The sequence below is a fragment of the Kitasatospora sp. NPDC048722 genome (assembly GCF_040650235.1).
In the GTDB taxonomy this organism is placed as follows: domain Bacteria; phylum Actinomycetota; class Actinomycetes; order Streptomycetales; family Streptomycetaceae; genus Kitasatospora.
Map to the genome: position 1 here is coordinate 1 of NZ_JBEZGX010000049.1, position 6,204 is coordinate 6,204.

The window sequence follows — 6,204 nt, forward strand, 5'->3', positions numbered from 1 at the left end:
GCGCACTCCCAGGACCAGGAGTGGCCGGTGCCGGGTGCCGTGCGGCCCGGTGAAGCGGCGGGCCGGACCCCGCGCGGGGTCCGGCCTCCTCCGTCGTCTCAGGCCTGGGCGGTCAGCCCGGCCACCAGGGCGTCGGCGGCGCCGTACGGGTCCAGGTCGCCCGTGACGACGCGCTCGGCCAGCCCGGCCAGGTGCCGGTCCCCGCGCAGGTCGCCGATCCGGGCGCGCAGCTCGGCCAGCGCGATCGCCTCGATCTCGTCGGCGGCCCGGCGGCGGCGGCGCACCGCCAGTTCGCCGTGCTCCTCCAGCCAGGCGCGGTGCTTCTCCAGCGCCTCGACGACCTCGTCCACGCCCTCGCCGCGCGCCGCGACCGTCTTGACGATCGGCGGGCGCCAGTCACCGGCCTCGCGGGCCTCACCGAGGCCGAGCATGTGGTTGAGCTCCCGGGCGGTGGCGTCGGCGCCGTCGCGGTCGGCCTTGTTGACCACGAAGAGGTCGCCGATCTCCAGGATCCCGGCCTTGGCGGCCTGGATCCCGTCGCCCATCCCGGGGGCGAGCAGCACGACGGTGGTGTCGGCCTGCGCGGCGATCTCCACCTCGGACTGGCCGACGCCGACGGTCTCCACCAGGATCACGTCGCAGCCGGCCGCGTCCAGCACCCGCAGGGCCTGCGGGGCGGCCCAGGACAGACCCCCGAGGTGGCCACGGGTGGCCATCGAGCGGATGAAGACCTCCGGGTCGGTGGCGTGCTCCTGCATCCGGACCCGGTCGCCGAGCAGCGCGCCGCCGGAGAACGGCGAGGACGGGTCGACGGCCAGCACCCCGACCCGCTTGCCGAGCCGCCGGTAGGCGCAGACCAGCGCCGAGGTGGAGGTGGACTTGCCCACGCCGGGGGAGCCGGTGAGGCCCACGGTGTAGGCGTGTCCGGTGTGCGGGGCCAGCGCGGCCATGACCTCGCGCAGCTCCGGGGCGGCGTTCTCGACCAGCGTGATGAGCCGGGCGACGGCGCGCGGTCGGCCGTGCCGGGCCTGTTCGACCAGCGTGGCGACATCGATCATCGGGTGCTCCTTGGCGGATGCCGACGGGGCCGCGGACCGCTCGTGGCGGTCCGCAGCCCCGGACAGTTCGAGGTTGATCAGGCCTTCGGAACGCGCACGATCAGGGCGTCGCCCTGGCCGCCGCCGCCGCACAGGGCGGCCGCGCCGACGCCGCCGCCGCGCCGCTGGAGCTCCAGGGCCAGGTGCAGCACCACCCGGGCGCCGGACATGCCGATCGGGTGGCCGAGGGCGATCGCGCCGCCGTTGACGTTGACGATGTCCGAGGAGACGCCGAGGTCCTTCATCGACTGGTGGGCGACGGCCGCGAAGGCCTCGTTGATCTCGATCAGGTCGAGGTCGGCGACGGTCAGGCCGTCCTTGGCCAGCGCGTGCTTGATCGCGTTGGACGGCTGGGACTGCAGCGAGTTGTCCGGGCCGGCCACGTTGCCGTGGGCGCCGATCTCGGCGATCCAGGTCAGGCCCAGCTCCTCGGCCTTGGCCTTGCTCATCACGACCACGGCGGCGGCGCCGTCGGAGATCTGCGAGGCGGAGCCGGCGGTGATCGTGCCGTCCTTGGCGAAGGCCGGGCGCAGCTTGCCGAGGCCCTCGACGGTGGTGTCCGCGCGGATGCCCTCGTCCTGGCCGAACAGGACCGGCTCGCCCTTGCGCTGCGGGATCGGCACCGGGACGATCTCGGCGTCGAAGAGGCCGTCGGCCTGGGCCTTGGCGGCACGCTGGTGCGAGGCGGCGGCGATCTCGTCCTGGACCTCGCGGCCGATGCCGAGGCGGGTGTTGTGCTTCTCGGTGGACTCGCCCATCGGGATGTTCTCGTAGGCGTCGGTGAGGCCGTCGTACGCCATGGCGTCCAGCACCTCGACCGCGCCGTACTTGTAGCCCTCGCGGGACTTCGGCAGCAGGTGCGGGGCGTTGGTCATCGACTCCTGGCCGCCGGCCACGACGATGTCGAACTCGCCCGCGCGGATCAGCTGGTCGGCCAGGGCGATCGCGTCGAGGCCGGAGAGGCAGACCTTGTTGATGGTCAGCGCCGGGACGTTCATCGGGATGCCGGCCTTGACGGCGGCCTGGCGGGCCGGGATCTGGCCGGCGCCGGCCTGGAGCACCTGGCCCATGATCACGTACTGGACCTGCTCCCCCGTGATCCCGGCGCGCTCCAGCGCGCCCTTGATCGCGAAGCCGCCGAGGTCGGCGCCCGAGAAGCCCTTGAGCGAGCCGAGCAGGCGACCCATGGGGGTCCGCGCACCGGCAACGATCACAGAGGTGGTGTTGGTCATGGGACGAGCCCCTTCGCACGTCGTGGCCAGGTGAGGATGCCGCTCAATGTACTGACCTGTTACCCGCCCGTCACCGGAGCTACGGTGTGATCGAGCGCACTGGCACCGTCCAGTCAACACCGTGTCAGCGCGGTCCGGGTGAACCCCGGCGTGTGAGCAGACTCGCACGTCCGGCGCTGGCGCGGGTCGAGCGCGATGCGCTGCACTGGTGGCCACCCGTTTCGCGACCCGTTCACCGGAGGCCGCCGTGCTGACCCGTATCGACCACATCGGCATCGCCTGCCGAGACCTCGACAAGACGGTCGAGTTCTACCGCGCCACGTACGGCTTCGAGGTGTTCCACAGCGAGGTCAACGAGGAGCAGGGCGTCCGCGAGGCCATGCTCAAGATCAACGACACCGGCGACGGCGGCGCCTCCTACCTCCAGCTGCTGGAGCCCACCCGGCCCGACTCGACCGTCGCCAAGTGGCTGGAGAAGAACGGCGAGGGCGTCCACCACATCGCCTTTGGCACCGCCGACGTCGACGGCGACGCGGAGGCGATCCGGGGCAAGGGCGTCCGGGTCCTGTACGACCAGCCGCGGATCGGCTCGATGGGCTCGCGGATCACGTTCCTGCACCCCAAGGACTGCGGCGGCGTCCTGACCGAGCTGGTCACCTCGGCCGAACCGGCCGCCCACGACGAGCACTGAGGGCCCCCACGGTGCCGCCCCCGCCCCGGGCGGCGCCCTGCTCCTCCCCCGCTGCGCCCGGCAGGCGCCGGGCGCGGCACGCACCTCTCGACGGGGCCCTCGCTCCGCTCGGACCCGGTAACTCGTCAGTAACCTGACCCGGTACCCGGAAAACCCCCACGCGGCCATTCCCCCGCCCTGCGCTCCCACTACAATGCCCAGGTGCGCGAAGACTCCGGGGGACGGAGGGGACGGGCACGGCCGATGACAGGCCCGTCCGCCCTCCGGCGGCGGCCCGTCGCAGGGGAGTCCACTACGCGGGCACGGCTGAACAGTCGCAAGTCGGATCTGTCACCATTCTCCACAAGGCAAGAGTTCGCCCAGGAGTCCACCCGGACGGGGGAACGCGGCATCACCGCGCTCCCGCACCGAGGGCTCCGACGACCGCGGCGGGCGGCCCCGGCTTGAACGTGGGGGCTCACCGGCCGCGGATGCAAGGACCAGTCGGAGCAGCGCCCGGAACCACGGGGGCCTCGCACCGGCCGGGTCGAGGACGCGACCAGGAGATGGATGGGACCGCGGAGTGCGGGGCAACGACCGCTACGAGGCTGACGATCACCTCTCCCAGTTCGAGGCCGAGATGGGTCGGACTCGAAAGGAGCGGGACAAGGCAGTCGAGCACGCCGAGGACCTCGCCTACCAGGTGGAGGTGCTCCGGGCCAAGCTGCACGAATCCCGTCGCATGCTCGCCCAGCCGCGTGCCTTCGACGCCGTCTCCGGCCAGGCCGAGCAGATGCTCCGGACCGCCGAGATGCAGGCCCAGCAGATGCGCGCGGACGCCGAGCGCCAGCTGCGGGACTCCCAGGCCGCGACCCAGCGGATCATGGCCGAGGCCGCCGAGCGCACCGCCCGCCTGGAGGCCGAGCTCACCGCCCGCCGCCGCCAGCTGGAGGACGAGCTCACCGAGCTGCGCCGCAACGCCGAGCAGCACCTGAACGGCTGGGCCGAGCAGACCAGGACCGGCAGCGAGCAGGAGGCCCACCGCCTGCTCCAGGAGGCCCGCGCCGAGGCCGAGCGGATGATGGCCGCCGCCCGCGCCGAGGCCGTCGCCCTGGCCGACCAGGCCCGCGCGCAGACCGCCGCCGACGTGGACGCCGCCCGCGGCGAGGCCCAGGCCGCCGCCGAGGCCGCCCTGCACAGGGCCCAGAACGACGCCGAACGCCTCCTGCGTGCCGCCTCCGAGCAGGCCCAGCAGGCCGGCGCCCAGGCCGCCGCCGACGTCGACGCCGCCCGCGGCGAGGCCCAGCAGCAGCTCGCCGCCGCGCACGCGGCCGCCGAACAGCAGCTCGCCGCCGCACAGACCGAGATCAGCCGGCTCAAGGAGCACGCCGCCGCCGAGCAGGCGCGCACCGAGCAGCAGCTGGCCCACGCCCAGGCCGAGATAGAGCGGCTGCGCGCCGAGGCGATCGCCGAGGCCGAGCGCACCCGCCGGGAGGCCGCCGAGCTGCGCGAACAGGCCGAACGGGCCGCCGAGCAGCTCCAGGCCGACGCCGAGGCCGCCGTCGAGCGCCGGGTCGCCGACGGCGACGCCGCCAACGAGCAGCGCTCCCAGACCGCCCGCGCCGAGATCGCCCGCCTGGTCGCCAAGGCCACCAAGGAGTCCGAGGCCATCCGGGCCGAGGCCGAGGCGGTCCGGGCCGAGGCCGCCACCCGGCAGGCCGAGGCGGACGCCGCCAAGGCCGCCGCGGCCGAGGAGAGCGAGCGGCTGCGCGCCACCGCCGAGTCCGTCGCCGCCCAGCTGAAGGCCGAGGCCGAGGCGGCGATCGCCGACCTGCGCGCCCGCACCGAGCGTGACCTCGCCGACCTGCGGGCGCAGGCCGAGGCCGACGCGCTGCGCCTGCGCAGCGAGGCCGAGGAAGAGGGCCGCGCGGCGGGCGCCAAGGACGCCACCGTCCACCTCGCCAAGGCCGCCAAGACGGCCGAGGAGGTCCTCGGCCGGGCCAACCGGGACGCCGAGGCGGCGCGCGGCGAGGCCGCCGCCGAGGCCGAGCGGATCCGCGCCGAGGCCGCCGCCGAGGCCCAGCTCCTGCGCGAGCAGGCCCAGGCCGCCGTCGAGCAGGCCCAGAACGCAGCCCTGGACGACGCCGCCGCGATCCGCGAGCGGATCGAGCAGATGCAGGACGAGGCCGCCCAACTGCGCGCCGAGGCCGAGGAGCTGCGCGCCCAGGCCGCCGCCGAGGCCGACCGGGTCCGCGGCGAGGCCCGCCGCCAGGCCGTGCTGCAGATCGAGGAGTCGGCGAAGAACGCCGAGGAACTGCTCACCAAGGCCAAGGCCGACGCGGACGAGCTGCGCGCCGGCGCCGCCGCGGAGATCGAGCGGCTGCGCGAGCAGGCCCAGGAGCAGGCCGCCGAGACCCAGGGCCGGGCCGAGCAGACCCTGTCCCGGGCCCGTGCCGAGGCCGGGAAGATCACCGCCGCCGCCGAGCAGCAGGGCCAGGACGCGCTCGCCGCCGCCCGCGCCGCGGCCGCCGAGAACCGCACCGCCGCCGAGCGCGAGACCGCCGAACTCCGGCGCGAAGCCGCCGAGTTCGACCAGCGGGTGCGCGCCGAGGCGGGCACCGCCGCGGAGGCCCTGCGGGCTGATGCCGAGGCCGCTGCGAAGGCCGTCCGGGACGCCGCGGTGGCCGACGCCGAGCGCGTGCGCGCCGAGGCCGACACCGAGGCCGCCCGCACCCGGGGCGAGGCCGAGACCGTCGCCACCGCGCTGCGCGAGGAGAGCCGGCGCGAGCACGAGGAGGCCGCCGCCGGGCTCCGGCGCGAGCGCGAGGAGACCGCGGAGCAGCTGGCCGCCGCCCGGGCCGCGCGCGAGCAGGCCGAGCAGGGCGCCGAGGAGCTGACGAAGCGGACGGCCGCCGAGACCGCCGCCGTCCGCGAGGCCGCCGAGGCCTACGCCGACCGCGTGCGCACCGAGGCCGAACAGGCCGCCGCCGATCTCAGCGAGCGCACCGCAGCCGAGACCGCCGCCCAGCGCACTGCCGCCGAGCAGGCCGCGGACGAGCTGACGAGGCGCACGGCCGCCGAGACCGCCGCCGTCCGCGAGGCCGCCGAGACGTACGCCGACCGCGTGCGCACGGAGGCCGAGCAGACCGCCGCCGACCTCACCGAGCGCACCGCAGCCGAGACCGCCGCCCAGCGCACCGACGCC

Annotated in this window: 4 protein-coding genes; 2 read left to right on the forward strand and 2 right to left on the reverse strand. The window is 75.4% G+C overall.

Translation table 11 applies throughout. From position 1 onward, the window contains the following. Positions 1-98 precede the first annotated feature (98 nt). Both meaB and AB0C76_RS30090 read right to left on the reverse strand, forming a co-directional pair. Positions 99-1,058, reverse strand: coding sequence for a methylmalonyl Co-A mutase-associated GTPase MeaB (meaB, locus tag AB0C76_RS30085; RefSeq protein WP_359971626.1), 960 nt, complete (start codon positions 1,056-1,058; stop codon positions 99-101). A 77-nt stretch (positions 1,059-1,135) separates the two neighbouring features. Continuing rightward, positions 1,136-2,329, reverse strand: coding sequence for an acetyl-CoA C-acetyltransferase (locus AB0C76_RS30090; RefSeq protein ID WP_359971627.1), 1,194 nt, complete (start codon positions 2,327-2,329; stop codon positions 1,136-1,138). A 247-nt stretch (positions 2,330-2,576) separates the two neighbouring features. Between AB0C76_RS30090 and mce the strand changes: the two genes are divergently transcribed. Next, entirely contained in the window at positions 2,577-3,020 is a 444-nt protein-coding gene (mce, locus tag AB0C76_RS30095) for a methylmalonyl-CoA epimerase (RefSeq protein WP_329928148.1), read from the forward strand. A 562-nt stretch (positions 3,021-3,582) separates the two neighbouring features. Then, on the forward strand, positions 3,583-6,204 hold a 2,622-nt coding region (locus AB0C76_RS30100; RefSeq protein WP_359971629.1), incomplete at its 3' end, for a hypothetical protein.

Excerpts from the sequence above, each read along its gene's own strand:
- meaB (WP_359971626.1), bottom strand. The coding sequence starts at position 1,058 with ATGATCGATGTCGCCACGCTGGTCGAACAGGCCCGGCACGGCCGACCG.
- AB0C76_RS30090 (WP_359971627.1), bottom strand. The coding sequence starts at position 2,329 with ATGACCAACACCACCTCTGTGATCGTTGCCGGTGCGCGGACCCCCATG.